The organism is Achromobacter sp. CSND-B12, assembly GCF_052906545.1.
Map to the genome: position 1 here is coordinate 2,681,678 of NZ_JBREGJ010000001.1, position 20,504 is coordinate 2,702,181.

At 67.7% G+C, this 20,504-nt stretch carries 19 protein-coding genes; 7 read left to right on the top strand and 12 right to left on the bottom strand.

From position 1 onward, the window contains the following. Positions 1-74: 74 nt before the first annotated feature. A complete protein-coding gene (locus tag ACUTAG_RS12565) occupies positions 75-647 on the bottom strand; it encodes a SecDF P1 head subdomain-containing protein (protein WP_006389953.1) in 573 nt (190 codons plus the stop codon). Between the two features lie 359 nt (positions 648-1,006). Here ACUTAG_RS12565 and thiC point away from each other — a divergent pair, with 359 nt between their 5' ends. Further along, entirely contained in the window at positions 1,007-2,920 is a 1,914-nt protein-coding gene (thiC, locus tag ACUTAG_RS12570) for a phosphomethylpyrimidine synthase ThiC (RefSeq protein WP_006389952.1), read from the top strand. A 195-nt stretch (positions 2,921-3,115) separates the two neighbouring features. On the opposite strand, the gene ACUTAG_RS12575 is transcribed toward thiC, so the two are convergent. The 7 genes from ACUTAG_RS12575 to gpmA form a co-directional block, all read right to left on the bottom strand. Continuing rightward, positions 3,116-4,528 carry an FAD-binding oxidoreductase gene (locus ACUTAG_RS12575; protein WP_148317384.1) on the bottom strand — a complete coding sequence of 471 codons (1,413 nt, stop codon included), beginning with the start codon at positions 4,526-4,528 and terminating at the stop codon, positions 3,116-3,118. Continuing rightward, entirely contained in the window at positions 4,525-5,244 is a 720-nt protein-coding gene (locus tag ACUTAG_RS12580; protein ID WP_148317385.1) for a FadR/GntR family transcriptional regulator, read from the bottom strand. The genes ACUTAG_RS12575 and ACUTAG_RS12580 overlap by 4 nt, the downstream gene beginning before the upstream one ends. A gap of 88 nt (positions 5,245-5,332) precedes the next feature. Next, positions 5,333-6,511, bottom strand: a complete 1,179-nt coding sequence (locus tag ACUTAG_RS12585; RefSeq protein WP_080684358.1) for a GGDEF domain-containing protein — start codon at positions 6,509-6,511, stop codon at positions 5,333-5,335. Between the two features lie 151 nt (positions 6,512-6,662). Next, positions 6,663-7,418, bottom strand: coding sequence for a HesA/MoeB/ThiF family protein (locus tag ACUTAG_RS12590; protein WP_026382147.1), 756 nt, complete (start codon positions 7,416-7,418; stop codon positions 6,663-6,665). Further along, positions 7,415-8,860: a S41 family peptidase gene (locus ACUTAG_RS12595; RefSeq protein ID WP_006389947.1), complete on the bottom strand. Its 1,446-nt coding sequence runs from the start codon at positions 8,858-8,860 to the stop codon at positions 7,415-7,417. The genes ACUTAG_RS12590 and ACUTAG_RS12595 overlap by 4 nt, the downstream gene beginning before the upstream one ends. 61 nt (positions 8,861-8,921) lie before the next feature. After that, positions 8,922-10,511, bottom strand: a complete 1,590-nt coding sequence (locus ACUTAG_RS12600; RefSeq protein WP_020926011.1) for a murein hydrolase activator EnvC family protein — start codon at positions 10,509-10,511, stop codon at positions 8,922-8,924. 5 nt (positions 10,512-10,516) lie between these two features. After that, positions 10,517-11,269, bottom strand: a complete 753-nt coding sequence (gene gpmA, locus ACUTAG_RS12605; RefSeq protein WP_006389944.1) for a 2,3-diphosphoglycerate-dependent phosphoglycerate mutase — start codon at positions 11,267-11,269, stop codon at positions 10,517-10,519. A gap of 161 nt (positions 11,270-11,430) precedes the next feature. Between gpmA and ACUTAG_RS12610 the strand changes: the two genes are divergently transcribed. The 5 genes from ACUTAG_RS12610 to ACUTAG_RS12630 all read left to right on the top strand — a co-directional run bounded on the left by ACUTAG_RS12610 (position 11,431) and on the right by ACUTAG_RS12630 (position 14,901). Then, on the top strand, positions 11,431-11,853 hold the full coding sequence (locus ACUTAG_RS12610; protein ID WP_006389943.1) for a rhodanese-like domain-containing protein: 423 nt from the start codon (positions 11,431-11,433) through the stop codon (positions 11,851-11,853). 50 nt (positions 11,854-11,903) lie between these two features. Then, positions 11,904-12,173 (top strand): glutaredoxin 3, encoded by a 270-nt coding sequence (gene grxC / locus ACUTAG_RS12615; protein ID WP_006389942.1) that lies wholly within the window; start codon positions 11,904-11,906, stop codon positions 12,171-12,173. 49 nt (positions 12,174-12,222) lie between these two features. Then, on the top strand, positions 12,223-12,765 hold the full coding sequence (gene secB / locus ACUTAG_RS12620; protein ID WP_148317387.1) for a protein-export chaperone SecB: 543 nt from the start codon (positions 12,223-12,225) through the stop codon (positions 12,763-12,765). 18 nt (positions 12,766-12,783) lie between these two features. Continuing rightward, positions 12,784-13,833, top strand: a complete 1,050-nt coding sequence (locus ACUTAG_RS12625; RefSeq protein ID WP_446650207.1) for an NAD(P)H-dependent glycerol-3-phosphate dehydrogenase — start codon at positions 12,784-12,786, stop codon at positions 13,831-13,833. 72 nt (positions 13,834-13,905) lie between these two features. After that, entirely contained in the window at positions 13,906-14,901 is a 996-nt protein-coding gene (locus ACUTAG_RS12630) for a Bug family tripartite tricarboxylate transporter substrate binding protein (RefSeq protein WP_006389939.1), read from the top strand. Positions 14,902-14,986: 85 nt separating this feature from the next. On the opposite strand, the gene ACUTAG_RS12635 is transcribed toward ACUTAG_RS12630, so the two are convergent. Together ACUTAG_RS12635 and ACUTAG_RS12640 are read right to left on the bottom strand one after the other, a co-directional pair. Further along, positions 14,987-15,457 (bottom strand): tRNA (cytidine(34)-2'-O)-methyltransferase, encoded by a 471-nt coding sequence (locus ACUTAG_RS12635; RefSeq protein WP_006389938.1) that lies wholly within the window; start codon positions 15,455-15,457, stop codon positions 14,987-14,989. Positions 15,458-15,588: 131 nt separating this feature from the next. Beyond that, positions 15,589-16,338: a ComF family protein gene (locus tag ACUTAG_RS12640; protein WP_392388247.1), complete on the bottom strand. Its 750-nt coding sequence runs from the start codon at positions 16,336-16,338 to the stop codon at positions 15,589-15,591. 51 nt (positions 16,339-16,389) lie between these two features. Between ACUTAG_RS12640 and ACUTAG_RS12645 the strand changes: the two genes are divergently transcribed. Continuing rightward, positions 16,390-17,322, top strand: coding sequence for a methyltransferase domain-containing protein (locus ACUTAG_RS12645; RefSeq protein WP_020926005.1), 933 nt, complete (start codon positions 16,390-16,392; stop codon positions 17,320-17,322). Positions 17,323-17,390: 68 nt separating this feature from the next. Here ACUTAG_RS12645 and ACUTAG_RS12650 read toward each other — a convergent pair whose 3' ends face one another. Next, complete coding sequence (locus tag ACUTAG_RS12650) at positions 17,391-18,635, bottom strand: YbdK family carboxylate-amine ligase (RefSeq protein WP_020926004.1); 1,245 nt, start codon at positions 18,633-18,635, stop codon at positions 17,391-17,393. 387 nt (positions 18,636-19,022) lie between these two features. After that, positions 19,023-20,492 carry a TrkH family potassium uptake protein gene (locus tag ACUTAG_RS12655; protein ID WP_020926003.1) on the bottom strand — a complete coding sequence of 490 codons (1,470 nt, stop codon included), beginning with the start codon at positions 20,490-20,492 and terminating at the stop codon, positions 19,023-19,025. Between the last annotated feature and the right edge of the window lie 12 nt (positions 20,493-20,504).

Below are 20,504 nucleotides of genomic sequence, written 5' to 3' on the forward strand. Positions count from 1 at the left end.
GCCGCCGCGATTGTGATGGCAGGATGAAAAAAGCCCGGCGATGCCGGGCTTTTTTCATGGCCGTGAATCGCCGCTCAGGGCTTGGCGGGAGCCGGTGCGGTGGCCGGGGCGGCGCCGCCCGCGGCCGGGGCGCTTTCGCCACGGATCTTGGCGGCGATGTCGGAAGCGGCCTGGGCCGACGGCACGCCGAAAGCCAGCACGCCACGGTTCAGGGGTTCGCCGATGCGCGGCGCCGCGATCAGTTCACGGTCGATCACCAGCGCCAGCATGTTGCCGACGTTCTTGCTGCTGACGTCATTGAGCTTGCGCGCGCCGGCGTCGGAGAAGCGCAGGCCGACGAAGTTGGCGCCCTGGCGATCGACCAGGGCGGCCGCCTCGGTCAGGTCGGCGCGGGTCAGCACCGGCTGCTGCTGCATGTAGATCTTGCCGTCGGGCAGGTTCACCTCGACCAGGCCGGGGCCCGATTGGGTCTGGGCGACGTAGAACTCGACCACCGCGGCGGTGGCCGGTTGCGTGGACGATTGCTGCTGTCCGGCCGCATCGGGCGTGGCGGCGGCGCCGGATTTGGTCGGGGCGGTCTTGCAACCCGCAAGCGCAAGGGTCATGACAACCAGGGCGGGCGCCAGTTTGCGTAGGGTCAGTTGCATGCTCGTTTCCTTCTTGAGTGGACTGGGGCCGGTGGGCGGACCGCCGGCTGACGTGAAAAAGTGTACAGAACCTGTATGGCACTGTCTCCGCAGACTGATTCCAAATGTAAACCGGTACTACCAGCGTGCGCCGCCCCACTGCGGCGGCGCAGCATGGCCGCTATTCGCCTGCCGGCCGGGCAGGCTCTATACTTCGCTTTCGCGCAGGGGTACTCGTCGCGCCAGAACGGCCCGACGTGTTGAGAGAGTCCCTTCGTACCAGTACGGATAATGCCGATGCTGGGAGCCGTATTCCCGCCATGCCCGCATGGCGGGAGTCCATTCCCGATCGGCTCCAAACCATTCGCTTGGAGCTTTCCATGAACGCCAATCCCAAATTCCTGGCCGCCACCGCCGAAGTCGACGCGGCCGCGGTCGCCCCGTTGCCCAAATCCCGCCGGGTCTACGAGGTCGGCTCCCGTCCCGACATCCGCGTCCCGTTCCGCGAGATCGAGCAGGACGACACGCCCACCATGTTCGGTGGCGAAAAGAACCCGCCGCTGACCGTCTACGATTGCAGCGGCCCCTACACCGACCCCGACGTCAAGATCGACATCCGCCGCGGCCTGCCGGAAGTGCGCCGCGCCTGGATCGACGAGCGCGGCGACACCGAAGTGCTGTCGGGTCCGACCAGCGAGTACGGCAAGCAGCGCCTGACCGATCCCAAGCTGACGGCCATGCGCTTCGACCTGCAACGCCCGCCGCGCCGCGCGGTGGCCGGCGCCAACGTCTCGCAGATGCACTACGCGCGCCGCGGCATCATCACGCCCGAGATGGAATACGTGGCGATCCGCGAAAGCCTGCGCCGCGAGCACTACCTGCAGACGCTGCGCGACAGCGGTCCGGACGGCGAGAAGATGGTCAAGCGCCTGCTGCGCCAGCACCCGGGCCAGTCGTTCGGCGCCGCCATCCCCGCCGCCATCACGCCGGAATTCGTGCGCGACGAGATCGCGCGCGGCCGCGCCATCATTCCCGCCAACATCAACCACCCGGAAGTCGAGCCGATGGCGATCGGCCGCAATTTCCTGGTCAAGATCAACGCCAACATCGGCAACTCGGCCGTCAGTTCGGGCATCGGCGAGGAAGTCGAGAAGATGACCTGGGCGATCCGCTGGGGCGGCGACACGGTCATGGACCTGTCGACGGGTAAGCACATCCACGAAACGCGTGAATGGATCATCCGCAATTCGCCGGTGCCGATCGGCACGGTGCCGATCTACCAGGCGCTGGAGAAGGTGGACGGCAAGGCCGAGGAACTGACCTGGGAGATCTTCCGCGACACGCTGATCGAGCAGGCCGAACAGGGCGTGGATTACTTCACGATCCACGCCGGCGTGCGCCTGCCGTTCATTCCGATGACGGCGGACCGCATGACGGGCATCGTTTCGCGCGGCGGCTCGATCATGGCCAAGTGGTGTCTGGCGCACCACAAGGAAAGCTTCCTGTACGAGCGCTTCGAGGAAATCTGCGAAATCATGAAGGCCTACGACGTCAGCTTCTCGCTGGGCGACGGCCTGCGCCCGGGCTCGGGCTACGACGCCAACGACGAAGCCCAGTTCGCGGAACTGAAGACGCTGGGCGAGCTGACGCAGGTCGCCTGGAAGCACGACGTGCAGGTGATGATCGAAGGCCCCGGCCACGTGCCGATGCAGATGATCAAGGAAAACATGGAGCTGCAGCTGGAACACTGCCACGAGGCGCCGTTCTACACGCTGGGCCCCCTGACGACCGACATCGCGCCGGGCTACGACCACATCACCTCGGGCATCGGCGCGGCGCTGATCGGCTGGTACGGCACGGCGATGCTCTGTTACGTGACGCCCAAGGAACACCTGGGGCTGCCGAACAAGAAGGACGTGAAGGACGGCATCATCACGTACAAGATCGCGGCGCATGCGGCGGACCTGGCCAAGGGCCATCCGGGCGCGGCGATCCGCGACAACGCGCTGTCCAAGGCGCGCTTCGAGTTCCGTTGGGACGACCAGTTCAACCTGGGCCTGGATCCGGACACGGCCAAGGAGTTCCACGACGAGACGCTGCCGAAGGACTCGATGAAGGTGGCGCACTTCTGCTCGATGTGCGGGCCGCACTTCTGCAGCATGAAGATCACCCAGGATGTGCGCGATTACGCGGCGTCGCAGGGCGTGAGCGAAAAAGACGCCCTGCAGAAAGGCATGCAGGAGAAGTCGATCGAGTTCGTGAAGAAAGGCGCCGAGGTTTACCACCGGCAGTGATGTTCCGAACGGATCCCCCTTGCCGGACTGGCCGCTGATGGCGGTGGTCCGGCGGACACGGGGAAGATGAAAAAGGCCTGGAAGCGCTGCTCCAGGCCTTTTTTGTTATCCGCGGTGTTTTTTTGCGGAATTGGTCCGATCTTTGATCGCGCGCGGTGAGGTCCTTGAAACGCCCGCCGACAAGCGCAAGAAAAACTACAGCAGCTTTCCGGGATTCATGATCCCCTTGGGATCCAGCACCCGCTTGATCTCCCGCATCAACCGCAACTCCACCGCATCCTTGCTATGCAGGAAGTGGCCGCGCTTGAGCTGCCCGATGCCGTGTTCCGCGCTGATGCTGCCCCCGTACCGGTTGACCTCGTCGAGCACCGCATCGGTGATCGCGGCGCCGTGTTCGGCCACCCAGCCGCGCTCGGCGCCGGCGGGACGCGAGAGGTTGTAATGCAGGTTGCCGTCGCCGAAGTGCCCGAAGATGAAGGGGCGGATGTCCGGGTACAGCGCGCGTACGCGCGCTTCGGCGGAAACCATGAAGTCGGGGATGCGTTCGATCGGCAGCGACACGTCATGCTTGAGATGCGGACCGTCGGCGCGCTGCGCTTCGGAGATTTCCTCGCGCAGTTTCCACAGCGCCTGCAACTGGGCCAGCGAGGCCGAGACGGCGGCATCCAGGCACAGGCCGCGGTCGAGCGCGGTGCCGATCACGTTTTCCAGCAGCGCGGTCAGGGCGGCTTCGTCGGCCGTGTCGGCCAGTTCGACCAGCACGTAGGCCGGATAACGTTGGCCGAACGGCTCCTGCACGCCCGCGGCATGGGCCAGGACCAGGTCGAGGCAGTCGCCGGAAAAATACTCGAAAGCCTGCAAGCGGGCGCCGCATTGTTCGAACAGGATTTCGAACAATTGCAGGGCCTGGGCCGGGGATTCGACGGCGGCCAGCACCACGGAACGCACGTCGGTGCGCGGGAACAGGCGCAGCGCCACGGCGGTGATGACGCCGAGCGTGCCTTCGGAGCCGATCAGCAGCTGCTTGAGGTCGTAGCCGGTGTTGTCCTTGCGCAGGGTGCGCAGGCCGTTGAAGATCTCGCCGTTGGGCAGCACCGCTTCCAGGCCCAGCACCAGTTCGCGCGCCATGCCGTAGCGCACCACGTTGACGCCGCCGGCATTGGTGGCGACGTTGCCGCCGATCTGGCTGGAGTCCTCGGCGGCCAGGCTCAAGGGCAGCAGCCGGCCGGCGTCCTGCGCCGCGCGGCGCAGGTTGCCGAGGATGCAGCCGGCTTCGGCGACCATCGTGTTGGCGACGGTGTCGATGGCGCGCACGGCGTTCATGCGGTCCAGGCTGAGGACCACGTTGATGGGCGCGGCATCGGGCGTGGCGCCGCCACACAGGCCGGTGTTGCCGCCGCGCGGCACCACCGGCACGCCGGCCTCGTTGCAGAGCGCCAGGCAGGTGGCGACCTCGGCGGTGGTGCGCGGGCGGACCACCGCCTGGGCGTGGCCGTTGTACAAGCCACGCCAGTCGGACAGCCAGGGCGCGATGTCGTCGCTGGCGGTGAAGACGGTGTCGGGGCCCAAAGCCTGGACCAGGCGCTGGGCGATGTCGGTTGTGGTCATGATGTCTGCCTGGAGGCGGGAAAGAGGGAGTCGAGGCGCAGGCGGCTGGCAGCCTGGCGCAGGTGGCGTTCGGCCGTCAACCGCGCGCGCGCCGCATCGCGGTCGCGGATGGCCTCGAACACGGCGACGTGTTCGTGGTGCACGGCATCCGTCATGCCGGCCAGTTGGCGGCTGTTGGCGCGCGCGGTGCTGACAGCCAGGCGCAATTGCAGATTCAGGTACTGCAGCAGGTCCTGGTAGAACGGATTGTGGGTCGCGGCCGCGATCGCCAGGTGGAAGGCGATGTCGTGTTCGACCCCATGTTCAGGATGATGCTGGTGCCGTTCCAGGTCGGCCAGGGCGCGAGCCAGGGCGTCCAGGTCGGCGGCGTTGCGGCGCTCGGCCGCCAGCGCGGCGGCGCCGCCTTCGAGTTCCATGCGCAGTTCGTAGACGCTGGCAAGTTGTTCGCGGCTGACGGCGATGTCGGCGGGCACCCGGAAACCCTGCGCACCGGTGCGCGCCAACACCACGCAACCCGAGCCCTGGCGGCTCTGGATCAGGCCCTGCGCCCGCAGGCGCTCGGTGACTTCGCGGATGACGGCGGCGCTGACGCCGTACTGCTCGGCCAGGATGCGGCCGGACGGCAGCTTGGCGCCCACGGGATAGACGCCATGGGCGATGTCGTCCGCGATCTGGCGGGCGACCTGTTCGGTGAGGGTCAGGCTCTTGGTCAGCATAGGGGCGAAGTATAACCTGTACTTTTCAGGTTATCTGATAACTTTTGGCAATCCCTTCCGTGCCCGGTCGGTGCGGACCCGCCGCGCGTCAGGCGGCCGCGGCGGCGTCGCCGGGCCGCAGCGTGTCCTCGGCATCCGGCAGGCCGGCGACGGAACAGCGGCGGCCGCCGCGGGCCTTGGCGCGGTACAGCGCGGCATCGGCGGAATCCAGCACCGCCTGCGCCTTGCGGTTGGCGCCGGAGATGATCGAAATGCCGATCGACAGCCCGACGCTGACGCGCGTGCCGTCGGCCAGCACGATGGGCTGGCTGGCATCATGCAGCAAGTGGTTGCCCAGCCGCAGCGCGGCGGTGGCGTCGATGCCGGTGGCCAGCACGATGAATTCGTCGCCGCCGATGCGGGCGGCCACGTCGTCCACCCGCAACATGGCGCGCATGCGCTGTGCGATGGTCTTGAGCACTTGGTCGCCGGCGGCATGGCCGTGGGTGTCGTTGATGATCTTGAAGTCGTCCATGTCCATGTAGAACAGCGCGGCGGCGCTGTCATGCTCGCGCGCGCTGGTGCAGATGCGCTCGAGCGCCGCTTCCAGGCCGGCGCGGTTGGCAAGGCCGGTCAGCGCGTCCTGGCTAGCGCGGCGCTCGTTCTCGCGCTCGGCCAGCATGGTGGACACCAGGATGCGCCGCAGCCGTTGCGAGGCGATGCTCATGCTGACCAGGTAGAACGGGATCTGGATGAAGACGATGGCGGTGACGTATTCGCCAGCGAACAGCGCGCCCAGGCACATCGGCCCCAGGCTCAGGAATATCATCGCCGCCACCAGCCGCGGCGCGCCGTAGTTGCGAAAACAGATGCCGCCCGCCATGGCGCCGCAGGACACGCCGGCCAGCGTGGCGGCCAGCCAGTCATGGTTGAGGAACGTGACGAAGACCCCATAGCCGACGCTGAACGCCCACAGCAGCGCCAGCACGATGTAGACGTCGGTATGGGTGCTGCCGCCGCGGGCGGCATTGCGCAACGCCGAGCGCAGGACGGTGACGCGCACCACGGCCAGCAGGATCTCCAGGATCAGCCAGGAAATATAGAGCGGCTCGGGCCGGCGCCAGGCGACCACGCCCGAGATCATCAGGGTATTGATGACGCCGCCAGCAAAGATCGGCAACGTGCCGAACAGACTGGCGATCAAGGCGGCGCGGATGTCCGCGGGCGTGTCCTGCCCGGAATGCGTCAACCAACGGGTCAGCCGCCACTTGGGCAGGCTGAAACTCAATCCTGTGTCCACACCGTTACGTCCAAAGCTGGCTGCCACGGAGCGGCAGGCTGGCTGGCGTTATAGCAGGTATTTCAAGCCTTTAATATTGTCCGCGAGGGCAATGACGGGCCGCTTTAAAAGGGGTCGGGATATGCCGATGACGGTCGGATCAGTGCCCGCGCGCGCCACAGACCGCGCACTCGGGATCACGCTGGACATTGACGCTGCGCCACTGCATGGTGCGCACGTCCAGCCATAGCAGGCGCCCCGACAGGCTCTCGCCCACGCCGGACAGCAGCTTGAGGGCCTCGGCCGCCTGCATGCTGCCGATGATGCCAACCACCGGCGCAAACACGCCCATGGTGGCGCAGTTGGCCTCTTCGACGTCGTCCGCCTCGGGAAACAGGCAGTGGTAGCACGGCGCGTCCGGATCGCGCAGGTCGTAGACGCTGACCTGGCCATCGAAACGGATGGCGGCGCCAGACACCAGCGGCTTGCGGTGCTGCACGCAGGCGCGATTGATGGCGTGGCGGGTGGTGAAGTTGTCGGTGCAGTCCAGCACCAGGTCGGCCTGCGCCACGGCGTCGGACAGGGCCTGGCCCTGCAGCCGCTCGACGCGGGCATGCACGCGGGCCTGGGGATTGAAAGCCGCCAGCATGTCGCGCCCGGACTCGGCCTTGGGCCGGCCCACGCTCGCGGTGGTGTGGAGGATCTGGCGCTGCAGGTTGCTGAGCTCGACGACGTCGTCGTCGGCCAGCGTGATCTCGCCGACGCCAGCGGTGGCCAGGTAGAGCGCGGCGGGCGAACCCAGCCCACCCGCCCCTACGACAAGCACACGCGCCGCCAGCAGTCTTTCCTGCCCTTCGATACCCAGCTCGTCGAGCAGGATGTGGCGGGCGTAGCGCAGCAGTTGCTCGTCGTTCATTTGTCCTTGCTGGGCTCGACTCCGGTCGGCGTGATCTTCATGCGCTGGGCGTTGCCGGCGCCGGGCTTGGCGTCGGCCTTGGCCTGGGCGCGGGCCGAGCCCTTCTGCACCGGCTTGCCGGCCAGCAGGTTGATCGCCTGCTGCAGCTGGAAGTCATCCTTGCCGCCGAACTCGAACACCTTGGTCGGCACGTCGACGTTGTCCTGCTCGGAGTTGGACTTCACTTCGTTGGCCGTGCCCGGGTTCGACAGGTGGCGCTGCAGGTCGGCTTCGCGCGGCAGGCGGAACAGGTCGCCGTCGGCGGTATCGGCCACGACGTAGTCGGGCTCGATGCCGGTGGCCTGGATTGAACGGCCGCTGGGCGTGAAGTAGCGCGAGGTGGTGAGCTTGACCGCGGTGGTTTCCGACAGCGGCAGGATCACCTGCACCGACCCCTTGCCGAACGTGCGGTTGCCCAGCACCTTGGCGCGCTTGTGGTCCTGCAGCGCGCCGGCCACGATCTCGGAGGCCGAGGCCGAACCGACGTTGACCAGCACCACCATCGGCACGGTCTTGGTCCAGGCCGGCAGGCCCGACAGGTAATTGCTTTCGCCGCGGGCGTATTCCGACGGGGTCGCCAGGTACTTGTGGCGGGCGTCGGGGGTACGGCCGTCGGTCGAGACCACCAGGGCGTCGGCCGGCAGGAACGCGCCGGACACGCCGATGGCGCTGGTCAGCAGGCCGCCCGGGTCATTGCGCAGGTCGAGCACCAGGCCCTTGGGGGCTTCCTTGGCGCCCAGGTCCTTGAGCTGCTTGGCCAGGTCGGCACCGGTCTTTTCCTGGAACTGGGCGATGCGCACATAGGCCACGCCGTTGTCCAGCATCTTGCTGCGCACGCTGCGCACCTTGATGATGTCGCGCACGATCTTGAGCACGATCGGCTGCGGCCGGTCGGCGCGCATGATGGTCAGCGTGATGGGCGACTTGGGAGCGCCGCGCATGAGCTTGACGGCGTCGTTCAGCGACATGCCCTTGGTGGGCGTGTCGTCGATCTTGATGATGAGGTCGCCGGCCATGACGCCCGCGCGCGCGGCGGGGGTGTCTTCGATGGGGGAGATGACCTTGACGAAGCCGTCCTCGGCGCCGACTTCGATACCGAGGCCGCCGAACTCGCCTTGGGTGGCCGTCTGCATTTCACGGAAGGCGTCGGCATCCAGATACGCCGAGTGGGGATCCAGGTTCGACACCATGCCGGAAATGGCATTGTCGATCAGGGTCTTGTCGTCGACCGATTCGACGTAGTTGTTCTTGATGGCCGCAAAGACGTTGCTCAGCTGCCTGAGCTCATCCAGCGGCAAGGGACTGCCGCGCTGGGCGACAGCCGTCACACCCACGCTAAGCAAGACACCTGCCACCGCACCGATGGCAATCAGACCGAAACCACGAAACTTGCGAGTGCCCATGCACACTTCCCGAATTGGTTTTCGCCCTTGGGTTGGCCCCGGAGCGTTTGGCCGTCTGGCTTTACTGGGCCAGCCACTGGGCTGGATCCACAGGAGCGCCGCGATGGCGAATTTCAAAGTATAGGCCGGATTCCACTTGGCCGCCGGTTGCGCCTACCGAAGCAATAGTATCCCCCGCCGCGACGGAATCGCCCACCCGTTTGAGCAGACTTTGGTTGTAAGCATAGACGGTCAGATATTGCTGGCCATGATCCACAATGATGAGATTGCCGAAACCCCGCAGCCAATCGGCGTAGACCACCGTGCCGGGCGCCACCACCTTCACCGGCGTTCCTTCGGGCGCGCGCAGCACGATACCGCGCCAGACGCCGCCATCCGGACGGTCGACCCCGAAACGGCCCTGCACCTGGCCGCGCACGGGTGCCGCCAGGCCATGGCGCAGGCCATTGCCGCCGCCGACCGGCGCGGCGCGCGTCGCCTGTTGGCTGGGCGCGCTGCGGGTTTGAGTGGCGGGCTCTTCCACGGGTTCCGCCTTTTTGGGGGGCTCCGCGGGTTTTGCCGGCGGCGTCTCGGCCGGGCCGGTCAGGCGGGGATGGCGCGAATCGGCCGGGCGCAGGCCGGCGGCGTCGGGATCGGCCACGGCGACCGGGCCACGGCCCTGGCGCGACGCGGCCTCGACCTGTTCGCGGGCGGCGGCGGCCTCGCGCGCGTCGCGGTCGCGCCGGGCGCTGTCGGCCGCGGCCTTGTCGGCGGCCGCCTTGCGGTCGGCTTCCGCCTTCCGGCGGGCTTCCTCGGCGCGACGGTCGGCCTCGGCCTTCTTGCGGGCCTCTTCGGCGCGCCGGGCTTCCTCGGCCTTGCGGGCTTCCTCGGCGCGACGCCGCGCTTCTTCGGCCTTGCGGGCCTCTTCGGCCTGCTTGATGATGGCCGCGTCCAGGTCGGTGATCAGGCGCGACAGGCGCTGGTCGTCACGCCCCAGCTTGTTCGCTTCGGCGCGCTGGGCGGCGATCTGGCCTTCCAGCTGCGCCAGCAGCGTGGCGCGTTCTTTCTGCTGGGCCACCAACGCGGTCTTTTGTTCGGAGGTTTCGGCGACCAGCTTTTCGATCTCGGCGCGGCGGGCATCGGCGCGGCCCTGCAGGGCCGCCAGGCGGTCGATATCGGCGCGCAGCGCCTCGACCGCGCGGGCCCGGGCCTGGGAGACATAATCCAGGTAGCCCAGGTTGCGCCCCAGCACCTGGGGATCATCGCCGGACAGCAGCGCGGTCCAGGGCGACAGGCCACTGGTGTATTGGGTGCGCAGCTGGTCGGCCAGCTCGACCCGGCGCTTGGCCAGCACGGCCTGCTGGGCCGTGATCTGTTTTTCCAGGCCGGACAGGTCGGCCGCCGCCTGGCGGTTGGCCTCGGCCAGTTCCTTCAGGCGCAGGTTGATCCTGGAAATCGCCGATTCCGACTGTTTCAAGGCATCGGCGGCTTCCTTGCGGGCGGCTTCGCGCGTATCGATGTCCTTCTGCAGGTTCTCGATACGGTCGCGCAGCTGCGCCTGCTGCTTCTCGGCATCGGACTGGCGGCCGGCGAGATCGTTGGACACGGCGCCCGCCGGCAGCACTCCACCGGCCAGCATGACCGCCAACAACCACCCCGCCATGCGCACCATGGATATCAGTCCTTCTTAGCCTTGCCCTGGGCCGCGACGGCGGCCATGGCCGCCTCGATCTCGGCGGCATCGCCCAGATAATAGTGGCGGATGGGGCGCAGGTCATCATCCAGTTCATACACCAGCGGCTGGCCGGTGGGGATGTTGAGGTTGACGATATCGTCGTCCGAGACGTTGTCCAGGTGCTTGATCAGGGCGCGCAGGCTGTTGCCGTGGGCAGCGATGAGCACCTTGCGGCCGGCGCGGATGGCCGGGGCGATGGATTCGTTCCAGAACGGCAGCACGCGCGCCACGGTGTCCTTGAGGCACTCGGTGGCCGGCAGCTGGTCGGCCGGGATCCGGGCGTAGCGGCTGTCGAAGCGCGGATGGCGCTCGTCGTCCAGCGACAGGGGTTCCGGCGCGATGGCGTAGGCGCGGCGCCAGATCAGCACCTGCTCGTCGCCGTACTTGGCGGCGGTCTCGGCCTTGTTCAGGCCCTGCAGGGCGCCGTAGTGGCGCTCGTTCAGGCGCCAGTTCACGCCCACCGGCGTGTACATGGCGTCCATGGCGTCCAGGGCGATCCACAGGGTGCGGATGGCGCGCTTGAGCACCGACGAGTAGGCCAGGTCGAAGGTGTAGCCTTCCTTCTTGAGCAGTTCGCCCGCCTTGCGGGCCTGTTCGCGGCCGGTTTCGGTCAGGTCGACGTCGGTCCAGCCGGTGAAGCGGTTTTCCAGATTCCACTGGCTTTCGCCGTGGCGCATCAGAACGAGTTTGTGCATGGTTTGGCAGGCGTGTAACGCGGGTTAAAGTTGCGGAATGCGCTCATTTTATAATTGAGCGATTTTGCCCTTGATTTTGCCCCGGCGCACCCGTCGATTTCGCGGCGCGGCGCGTCAGGGTTCGCCCTTACCAGGCTAGACGCCGCACTTCAGGATGCCCCGTGGACCTTCTGCAATTCTTGCTCGATAAAAACAACATCTTCATTGTCGCCGTAACCCTCGTTTCCGGCGTCATGCTGGCCATTCCCGCCCTGCGCAAGGGCCGCACCGGCTCGGCCGTCAGCACCACGGAAGCCATCCAGATGGTCAACCAGCGCCAGGCCGTGTGGGTCGACGTGCGTCCCGCCGAGCAGTTCCAGGCCGGCCACATTGCCCAGGCACGCAGCTTGCCGGTTGCCGACCTGGAACAGAAAGCCGCCTCGCTGCCCAAGAACAAGCCGCTGGTCGTGGTTTGCGACAATGGCCGCGATTCCGCCCGCGCCGCCGCCAAGCTGCGCGCGCAGGGCTTTGCCGACGTCGTGCCGCTCGAAGGCGGCATGCGCGCCTGGCTGGCCGCCAGCCTGCCGGTCACCCAGAAGGGTTGAACCGGCGCGGCGCGCCCCCATATTACTGACAGAATCCGCCTGGAGCGCCTATGAACAAAGTTGTCATGTACAGCAAGGACTATTGTCCCTATTGCGCCCGCGCCAAGGCGCTGCTGGAGCAGCGCGGCGTGACCGACCTGGAAATCATCCAGATCGACCGTGAACCCGGCCAGCGCGATCGCATGATCGAACGCACCGGCCGTCGCACGGTGCCGCAGATCTTCATCGGCGATACCCACGTCGGCGGTTGCGACGACCTGATGGCGCTGGACCGCTCGGGCGGCCTGGTGCCCATGCTCAACGGCTCAGGCCCCGGCTGACCGCCTGGCCATTCGCCCCTTTTTGCCCCTCCCACCAACGGAAACACTCATGGCTGATCAAGACCAAAACACCCAGCAAGAAGGCGGCAACGACGCGCCCTCGTTCAATCTGCAGCGCGTCTACCTGAAAGACCTTTCGCTGGAAATGCCGAACGCGCCCCACGTCTTCCTGGAGCAGGAAGCGCCCCAGGTCGAGGTGAGCATCACCGTGGGCGGCCAGCGCCTGGCCGAAACCGTGTTCGAAACCACGGTCACCGTCACCGTCACCACCCGCGTCAACGACAAGGTCGTGTATCTGGTCGAAGGCACCCAGGCCGGCATCTTCGAAGCCGCCAACATCCCTGAAGAACAGCTCGATCCGCTGCTGGGCATCGTCTGCCCGACGATGCTGTACCCGTACCTGCGCGCCAACATCGCCGATGCGATCACCCGCACCTCGATGCCGCCGCTGCACCTGACCGAAGTGAACTTCCAGGCCCTGTACGAGCAACGCCTGGCGGAACTGCAGCAACAACAGCAAGGCAATGCCAATGGCAACGGCAATGGCAGCGGCTCGGGCATCATCCTGCCCGCCAGCGCCACCCGCCAGTAAGGCGATCCGCGGCGCCCCATGAACCAACCCACTCCGCCCGGCCTGCGCGTCGCCGTCCTGGGCGCGGGCAGCTGGGGCACCGCGCTGGCGGCGGCCGCGAGCCGCCGCCAGCCCACCGTACTCTGGGCGCGCGATCCGGCGCAGGCCGCCGACATGGCCGCCCGCCATGAAAACGCGCGCTATCTGCCCGGCATTGCGCTGCCGCAGACCCTGACCCTTTCCTCCGATCTCGACGCGACCCTGCGCAGCCTCAAGCAGGACGGCGCGGCGGGATTGATCATCCTGGGCGTACCGGTGGCAGGCCTTGCCGCCACCTGCGCCGAACTGGCGCACCGCCTGCCCGCCCTGGGCCTGCAGGACACGCCCATCGTCTGGACCTGCAAGGGCTTCGAGGCCGACACGGCCCGGCAGCCGCATGAAATCGTGCGCGAAGCCCTGCCGGACGCCATCGGCGGCGCGCTATCGGGCCCGTCGTTTGCCCGCGAAGTCGCGCAGGGCCTGCCCGTGGCGCTGACCGTCGCCAGCGGCAACGCTGCCCTGCGCGCCGCCACCACCCAGGCCCTGCACGGCGCCGCGCTGCGCGTCTACGCCAGCGCCGACCTGGTCGGCGTGGAAGTCGGGGGCGCGCTCAAGAACGTCATCGCCGTGGCCTGCGGCATCGGCGACGGCCTGGCGCTGGGCACCAACGCCCGCGCCGCGCTGATCACGCGCGGCCTGGCCGAAATGACCCGTTTCGGCGTCGCCCTGGGCGCGCAGGCCGAAACCTTCGCCGGCCTGACCGGCCTGGGCGACCTGGTATTGACCGCGACCGGCGAACTGTCGCGCAACCGCCGCGTGGGCCTGGAAATCGGCGCCGGCCGCAAGCTGGCCGACATCCTGGCCAGCGGCGTCACGGCCGAGGGCGTACGCTGCGCGCGCGCCGCGCTCGAACGCGCCCGCGCCATCGGCGTGGAGCTGCCCATCACCGAGGCCGTCTGCGCCGTGCTGTTCGAAGGCGTGGCGCCCATGACGGCCGTCTCCGCGCTGCTGGCGCGCAATGCCCGCGACGAGCACGGCGACGGCGGCTGAATCGCCCGAGCCGCCGGGCCCCATTCCCAGTCTTCCATAACAACACCACGCACGACACCCTGGAGACACCCCATGACGCACACCCGCAAGTTCCGGGTCGGCCGCCTGTTGCGCGGCCTCTGCCTGAGCCTGGCGGCCGTCCTGCCAGCCGCCGCTCACGCCGACTGGCCAGACCGCCCCATCCACATGGTGGTGCCCTTCCCGCCCGGGTCGTCGCCGGACATCCTGGCGCGCACCATTTCCGAACCCCTGGCCCAGGCCCTGGGACAACCCATCGTCATCGACAACAAGCCCGGCGCCGGGGGCAACATCGGCACCCGCATCGTGTCCCAGGCCAAGCCCGACGGCTACACCCTGCTCTATACGATCAACGGCCCGCTGGTCACCGCCCCCACGCTCTACAAGAAGACGCTGGGCTATGACCCGCTGCACGACCTGGCGCCCGTGACGCTGGTCGGCACCAGCCCCAATGTGCTGACCGTGCCCGGCAACCTCAGGAACGTGGACTCGGTGCAGGACTTCGTTCGCATGGTGAAAGAGCACGGCAGCTCGCTGAATTACGGTTCCGTCGGCCCCGGCAGCTCGGCCCATCTCGCCATGGAAATGTTCAAGGAACGCGCCGGCATCGACATGGCGCACATCCCCTACGCCGGCTTCCCGCAGGTGATCAGCGCCATCATCGGCGGCGACATCCAGGCCGGTTTCATGGTCCCCGCCATCGCCGTGCCGCAGACCCGCGACGGCAAGGTCAAGGTCCTGGCCGTCACCAGCCTGCAGCCCAGCGACACCCTGCCGGGCATCCCGACCATGGCCGCGCAGGGCTACCCGGACTTCGAGGCCATCTCCTGGAATGCCATCCTGGCCCCCGCCGATACCCCGACGCCCATCATCGAGCGCCTGAACAGCGAACTGACCCGCATCATCAACAGCGACACGGTCCGCAAGCAGATGGCGCTGCAGTACTTCACCCCCGCCGCCTCCACCCCCGAAGCCCTCACCGTCCGCATCCGCGACGAAAAGGCCCGCTGGGACCAGGTCATCCAGAAACTCAACCTGTCGCTGGACTGACCCCGCCGCCATCCCGCGCGCATGCCAAGGCGCGGCTCGATAACCTGCCCCCGCCCGATGGCGGGGCTGCCAGGCTCATCCAGGCCTAAACGCCGCCTTCATACCCCTGCTGCCGCCAGGCCTCGAATACCGTCACCGCCACCGCGTTCGACAGGTTCAGGCTCCGCTGGCCGGTCCGCATCGGCAATCGCAGCCGCTGCTGCGGCGCAAACAGCGCGTGGTGCTCGGCCGACAACCCGGCGCTTTCCCGCCCGAACACGAACACATCGCCCGGTTCGAAGCGGACGTCGCCCACACTGCGCTGCGCCTGGGTCGTCAACGCGTAGATATGCGAGGCGGACGCGCCGGTGTCGTCCAGCGCCTCCTGCAAGGTGTCGTGCACTCGCACCGGCTGCCATTCGTGGTAATCCAGCCCCGCCCGCCGCATGCGGGCATCGTCGAGCTCGAATCCCAGCGGCCGTACCAGGTGCAACTGCGCACCGGTATTGGCGCACAGGCGGATCGCATTGCCCGTGTTGGGCGGGATCTCGGGACAAACGAGGATGACGTGGAACATGGTGAACGAGCGGAAAGACGTTGAAGACGGGCTGGCGGCCGGAGCCGCGTTGGAGCGATTGTCGCCGATTTGGCGGCCCGCTTTCCCCGGCGCTTGGCCGCGCGCGTAGGCCGGTGCAACCACGCGGCGGGTCAGCGGCCGCGCGGCGTGCGCGCCGCCACCAGCACCGTCACGCTGGCCGCCCCCGCCGCCAGCAAGGCGCGGGCGGCGGCATCCGCGGTGCTGGCCGTGGTCATGACGTCATCCACCAGGCCGACATGGCGGCCGCGCAGATCGTGCGGACAATGGAACACCCCGCGCGCGCCGGCCAGGCGCGCCTGGCGCCCCAGGGCCGTCTGCCGGGGCGTTTCGCGCCGCCGCCGCAGCGCCGCCCGCAACCATGGCCAACCCAGTTGTGCCGCGAGACTACGGGCGATCTCGGCCGCCGGGTTCATCCCGCGCCGGCGCAGCGAGGCACGGCTGGACGGCACCGCCACCAACAGCAGCGCTTGCGCCGGCGGCTCGCACCACACCGCGTGTGCCAGCAGGCGCGCCAGCACCGGCGCAGCGCTGAGTCGCAACTGGGTCTTGAGCTGGCCGATCAGCATATCGGCCGGCGCCTCGTAATCGAACGCGACGATCGTGCGCACGAAAGCCGGCGGCCGCGCCAGGCAAGCGGCGCAATGCAAGGCATCCGGCTCCCACCGCAAGGCGCAGCGCGGGCAGCGCGGCGCGAACGACGCATCGGCGAGGTCGGTTTCGCAGCCCTCGCACAGCCTGGCGCCCGCGACACGCGCTCCGCATAGCGGGCAGTCGCAAGGCACCCGGGCCAGCAGGCGCCGCCCCATGGCCTGTAGGGACAATCGGCCGCCGCGGCCGGGATGGGCAATAATGTGAGCCATCCCCCCATGAAATCATGATCCGCCCGCGGCGCCGACCCGGGCGCGACCGAAATGTCCCTGCCAGCACCCGCCACCCCGCCTTCGCTCCCCCTGGTCGCCGCCGACGTGCCGCGGCAGTTCGCCCGCCGCGGCGACCTGTCGGAGGCCCAGTTCCTGTACGGCGAGGTCGCCCGTCGCATGCTGGGACGGCTGCAGTACATCCGCGTCCAGCCCCAGGCCATGCTCGACGCCGGCTGTGGCGCCGGTGACAACCTGCCGCTGTTGCGCGAACGCTATGCCGAGGCCGCGTACACCGGGCTGGACAATTGCGAAGCCTTGCTGGAAGTCGCCCGCAAGCGCCATGCGCCCGGCGGACTGTCCGCCTGGATCGGCAAGCTGGCGCGGCGCGGCCCGGCCAACGCCTTCGTCAACGCCGACCTGGCCGCGAGCGGCCTGGCGCCCGAATCGCTGGAATTGGTGTGGTCGAACCTTGCCCTGCACTGGCACCGCGAGCCGCACGCCGTCCTGGCCGAATGGCGCCGCATCCTCAAGGTGGGGGGACTGGCGATGTTCTCCTGTCTTGGGCCCGCCACCCTGCGCGAACTGCGCCAGGCGCTGGACGACGCCGGCCTGCGCACGGCCACGCCGGCCTTCGTCGACATGCACGACTTCGGTGACCTGCTGGTGGAGAATGGCTTCGCCGATCCGGTCATGGACCAGGAAATCCTGACGCTGACCTACCGCACGCCGGAAAAACTGCTGCAGGACGTGCGCGCGCTGGGCGGCAACCCCGCTGCCGGCCGCCGCGGCGGCCTGGTGGGACGGGACTGGCGCGATCGCCTGTGCGCGGCGCTCGAAGCGCAGCGGCGGCCGGACGGGGTCATCGCCCTGAGCATCGAAGTGGCCTATGGCCATGCGTGGCGGGCCGCCACCCATCGCGGCGTGGCGGGAGAGACCCGCCTGTCGGTCAGCGCCATCGGCGGCCGGCAGCGCGGCACGCCTTGAAAGACACCGCCCCGGCGGCAACCCCGGGAAGGGGCGCCTGCCGGGGCCGGTAAAGCCAGAACTACCCGTTAGTGCAGCCGTTCGGGCAGCGTCAGCGTCACGCCCGGTTCCGCCGCCGACAAGGGTTGCATGGGCTCGGAGTTGGCGCGGATGCGCCGCCGCAACACCGCGGTCGGCTCGGCCGGCGCCGCCGCCTGGGTTGACTCGCCGCGCCAGGCTTGCGACATCGACTCCACCACCAGCGGCAGATCGCGCAGGCGATGGAACTGGCTGCGCAACCAGCGCGCATCGTTGCCGCTGCGCATGGCCTCATCGCGCAACGCCGCGATCATGTCCCCGGTTCCCAGTTCTTCGGCCACCGGCATCAGCCGCTGGAACAAGGCGCGCAGGTGGTCCATCAGGCGCAGGCGCTGGCCATCCGGCGTCACGTAGCTGCCTTGCAGGCCGAAACGGCAGGCCTGGAAATGATTGCTGCGGTAGGACAGCCAGGCCTTGTCGCTGGGATCGTCCTCGCGCATCAGCAGCACCGCGAGCGCCTGGGCGAACGCCGCGATCTGGCAGGCGCGCTCGACGGTCAACGGCGTGTCGCAGACCCGGATTTCCACGGTGCCGAATTCCGGTTTGGGACGGATGTCCCAGTACAGGTCCTTGATGCTCTCGGCCAGGCCGTAGGCGCGCAGCTGCGCCAGGTGCGCCTCGAACTGGTACCAGTCCTTGACCTCGGCCGGCATGTGGCCAGCCAGCGGGAAACTGTTGACCGCGTTCAGGCGTGAGCACGAGAACAGGGTATCCACGCCTTCGCAATACGGCGACGAGGCGGACAAGGCGATGAAGTGAGGCACATAGGGCGAAAGCCGGCGCAACAGTTTGATAGCTTCGTCGCCGCTTTTCACGCCCAGGTGGATGTGCTGGCCGAAAACCGTAAATTGACGCGCCAGGTAACCATACATTTCGGCCAGGTACTGGAAGCGCGGCGTATCCGAAATGGAGCGTTCCTGCCAGCGCATGAAGGGGTGGGCGCCGCCGCCCGCCACCGAAACGCCGACGGCATCGGCCGCTTCGACCAGGGCATCGCGCATTTCGCGCATTTCGGCCAGCAGGCCCATGGGGTGCTCGTGCACCGAGGAATTCAATTCAATCATGGACCGCGTGATTTCCGGTTTGACGCGGTCGGCAATGGGATGGTTGGCCATTTGGGCCAGCAGTTCGTCAGAAGCTGCGGTCAGGTCAAAACTGCGGGGGTCGATCAGTTGCAGCTCGAGTTCGATGCCCAGGGTGTTGGGGGCCGACGAAATGAACGGGATCTGTTCCATCTCGGACTCCTTCGGATATGTGATGAGGGGATGCGCCGTTCGACCTTGAAGCCCGGTAACTTCCCGGGGGGCGCTAGACGGCGGCTTGTGACTGCATAATAGCCGCAGGTTTGTGGCAAAACGAATGTAAATCGTGACATTTGTGTGCAACATCGCGATGCATTCGGTTTTGCCCTATACGACAAAGTGAGCGAGCACTCACAACGTACGGATGGCGGGGCTCGCCGGCCCGCGAAGGTCGCAGGCGCAGGCTGGACGGGGCTTTTCGTTTGGGGTGGGATAACCCTTACAAGGGTTATCCCCGAGCAAATTCGCTCGCTTCGGCCGGGCGTCAGGTCACTCGCGCCCGACGGCACGCCGCTGCCGGGCCGGATCCGGAATGCGCCGCTATTTGCGCCAGAAAATGGGCGTGAACAGCACCAGCACCGTCAGCAATTCCAGGCGGCCGATCAGCATGGCGAAGGTGCACACCCAGATCTGGAAGTCGGACAGCACGGCGAAATTGCCCATGGGCCCGACCGGGCCCAGGCCGGGACCGGTGTTGTTGACGCTGGCGAACACGGCCGAGAAGGCCGTGATCGGGTCCAGCCCGGACAACAGCAGCAGGCTGGTGAAAACGGCGATGGACAGGCCGTAGAACAGCATGAACGCCAGCACCGACGACATGGTCCGCGCTTCCACCGCGCGGCCATTGATGCGCACCGGGCTGACCGCATGCGGGTGCAACATTGTTACCAACTCATTGCGAGCCTGCTTGACCAGCAGGATCGCCCGGATCATCTTGATGCCACCGCCCGTCGACCCGGCCGAGGTGGCAAACCCCGACAGCAGCAGCATCGTAAGCGGCGCAAACAACGGCCACTGGGCGAAATCGGTGTTGGCGTAGCCGGTGGTGGTGGCCATGGAGATAGTGTTGAACATGCCATAGCGCAACGCCTGCAGCGGCTCCTGGTAGACGCCTTTGACGTACAGGAACACCGAGATCACCAGGCCCACGCCCAGCACCACCACCAGGTAGGGAATGGCTTCCGGGCAACGCAGGTAGGCGCGCGGGCTGCGCTGGCGGAAGGCGTTGAAATGCGTGGCGAAGTTGATGCCGGCGATCAGCATGAACACCATGGCCACCATTTCCACGGCCACGGAATCGAAATGGGCGAAGCCGTCATCCCAGGTGGAAAAGCCGCCCAGCCCCATGGTCGTGGCCATGTGGCACCAGGCCTCGAACCAGGACAGGCCGACGGCCCGGTATGCCAGGAAGCACAGGATCGAAAACGCGAAGTACACCGCGTACAGCGCCTTGGCAGTGCTGGCGATGCGGGGCGTCAGCCGCTCGTCCTTCATGGGGCCGGGCGTTTCGGCCCGTACCACCTGGTGGCCGCCCACGCCCAGCAGCGGCAGGATGGCCACCGCCAGCACCAGGATCCCCATGCCGCCGATCCAGATCAGGGTGGCGCGCCACAGGTTGATCGAGGCGGGCAGCGCATCCAGATTGGTCAGGACGGTGGCGCCAGTGGTCGTCAGCCCCGACATGGCCTCGAAATACGCGCCGGTGAACGACAGCGGCAGGCCGGCGCGGTGGAAATAGATCAGCAACGGAATCGCCGCCAGCAGCGGCAGCCCGGCCCAAACCGCCGACACCAGCACGAATCCGTCGCGCGCGCGCAGCTCGCTGCGCGAACGCCGGGTCAGTGCCGCGAGCGCCACGCCGATGCCGACGGAAATCAGGAAGCCATGCAGGAAGGCGTCGCGCGCCGCGTCGCCGCCCACGTAGGCCACGCCCAGCGGGATCAGCATGGTGAGGGCAAACATCACCATGGTCAGGCCGAGGATATGCAGGGTGGCCAGGACGCGCTTCATGCGGGAAGCCCT

What these genes read in the sequence shown, in the direction of transcription:
- thiC (WP_006389952.1), top strand. Translation starts at nt 1,007, where the DNA reads ATGAACGCCAATCCCAAATTCCTGGCCGCCACCGCCGAAGTCGACGCG.
- ACUTAG_RS12600 (WP_020926011.1), bottom strand. Translation starts at nt 10,511, where the DNA reads ATGGTGCGCATGGCGGGGTGGTTGTTGGCGGTCATGCTGGCCGGTGGA.
- ACUTAG_RS12645 (WP_020926005.1), top strand. Translation starts at nt 16,390, where the DNA reads ATGTCCCTGCCAGCACCCGCCACCCCGCCTTCGCTCCCCCTGGTCGCC.
- ACUTAG_RS12595 (WP_006389947.1), bottom strand. Translation starts at nt 8,860, where the DNA reads ATGGGCACTCGCAAGTTTCGTGGTTTCGGTCTGATTGCCATCGGTGCG.
- gpmA (WP_006389944.1), bottom strand. Translation starts at nt 11,269, where the DNA reads ATGCACAAACTCGTTCTGATGCGCCACGGCGAAAGCCAGTGGAATCTG.
- secB (WP_148317387.1), top strand. Translation starts at nt 12,223, where the DNA reads ATGGCTGATCAAGACCAAAACACCCAGCAAGAAGGCGGCAACGACGCG.
- ACUTAG_RS12625 (WP_446650207.1), top strand. Translation starts at nt 12,784, where the DNA reads ATGAACCAACCCACTCCGCCCGGCCTGCGCGTCGCCGTCCTGGGCGCG.
- ACUTAG_RS12580 (WP_148317385.1), bottom strand. Translation starts at nt 5,244, where the DNA reads ATGCTGACCAAGAGCCTGACCCTCACCGAACAGGTCGCCCGCCAGATC.
- ACUTAG_RS12575 (WP_148317384.1), bottom strand. Translation starts at nt 4,528, where the DNA reads ATGACCACAACCGACATCGCCCAGCGCCTGGTCCAGGCTTTGGGCCCC.
- ACUTAG_RS12640 (WP_392388247.1), bottom strand. Translation starts at nt 16,338, where the DNA reads ATGGCTCACATTATTGCCCATCCCGGCCGCGGCGGCCGATTGTCCCTA.
- ACUTAG_RS12635 (WP_006389938.1), bottom strand. Translation starts at nt 15,457, where the DNA reads ATGTTCCACGTCATCCTCGTTTGTCCCGAGATCCCGCCCAACACGGGC.
- ACUTAG_RS12565 (WP_006389953.1), bottom strand. Translation starts at nt 647, where the DNA reads ATGCAACTGACCCTACGCAAACTGGCGCCCGCCCTGGTTGTCATGACC.
- ACUTAG_RS12655 (WP_020926003.1), bottom strand. Translation starts at nt 20,492, where the DNA reads ATGAAGCGCGTCCTGGCCACCCTGCATATCCTCGGCCTGACCATGGTG.
- grxC (WP_006389942.1), top strand. Translation starts at nt 11,904, where the DNA reads ATGAACAAAGTTGTCATGTACAGCAAGGACTATTGTCCCTATTGCGCC.
- ACUTAG_RS12650 (WP_020926004.1), bottom strand. Translation starts at nt 18,635, where the DNA reads ATGGAACAGATCCCGTTCATTTCGTCGGCCCCCAACACCCTGGGCATC.
- ACUTAG_RS12590 (WP_026382147.1), bottom strand. Translation starts at nt 7,418, where the DNA reads ATGAACGACGAGCAACTGCTGCGCTACGCCCGCCACATCCTGCTCGAC.
- ACUTAG_RS12630 (WP_006389939.1), top strand. Translation starts at nt 13,906, where the DNA reads ATGACGCACACCCGCAAGTTCCGGGTCGGCCGCCTGTTGCGCGGCCTC.